Source organism: Dermacoccus sp. BD5 (assembly GCF_044878485.1).
Lineage (GTDB): Bacteria > Actinomycetota > Actinomycetes > Actinomycetales > Dermatophilaceae > Dermacoccus > Dermacoccus nishinomiyaensis.
In genome coordinates this window covers 1-981 of record NZ_JANJER010000037.1, presented here as the reverse complement: position 1 = coordinate 981, position 981 = coordinate 1, and the positions used below count along the sequence as shown (strand labels likewise).

Here is a 981-nt window from a genome sequence, read left to right as displayed (position 1 = left end):
GGCTCTTCACGAACGAGGGTGTAGTCGGTTGAGCGCGTCAGTGGCCGGGTAGGGGTCGAGGTCTCCCGGATGATGGAAGTTCTTCACGCTCGCCATCCCGAAAGACCTCGACGTGCTCCACCCTACTTTCGCGACCCCTGACCTGACCACGTTCTGCCGCCTCGACGAGCTCGGCCTCGTCGCCGTCGGCCAGCTGATCGAGCCGGATCGGGCCACGATCGAATGCCGCGTCGTCGAGGACGACCCGTGGTGTCGGAAGTGCGGTGTCGAGGGCGTGCCGCGGGACACGGTCACGCGTCGACTGGCGCACGCGCCGTTCGGGCACCGGCCGACGACCCTGCTGGTGCGGGTGCGCCGGTACCGGTGCGGACACTGCCGGCGCACGTGGCGGCAGGACATGACGCGGGCAGCGGCGCCGCGTGCGAAGATCTCCCGCGGCGGCCTGGAGTGGGCGCTGCGGGGCATCGTCATCGACCACCTCACCGTCACCCGCGTCGCCGCAGGTCTCGGGGTGTCCTGGAGTGCCGCGAACGCCGCCGTCCTCGCGGAAGGCAAGCGGCGCCTGATCGACGACCCCGCCCGGTTCGACGGGGTCACCACGATCGGTGTCGACGAGCACGTCTGGCGACACATGAGGCTGGGCGACAAGTACGTCACCGTGATCATCGACCTCACGCCCGCGAGGAACAAGACCGGGCCGGCGAGGCTGCTGGACATGGTCGAGGGCCGCTCCAAGGCGGTGTTCAAGCAGTGGCTCGCCGCCCGCCCTGCGGACTGGGCGAAGCGGATCGAGGTGGTCGCGATGGACGGCTTCGCCGGGTTCAAGACCGCTGCCGCCGAGGAACTCCCCGACGCCGTCCCCGTCATGGACCCGTTCCACGTGGTCCGCCTCGCCGGCGACGCGCTGGATGTTTGCCGGCGTCGGGTCCAGCAAGACACCACCGGTCACCGCGGGCTCAAGGGCGACCCGCTCTACAAAGC

1 protein-coding gene is annotated in these 981 nt (G+C 70.0%); it reads left to right on the top strand.

Annotated features, from left to right (window positions below):
* Positions 1 to 112 precede the first annotated feature (112 nt).
* Positions 113 to 981 (top strand): ISL3 family transposase (locus tag NQ706_RS13645; protein ID WP_404361108.1); only part of this gene is annotated, 869 nt, incomplete at its 3' end.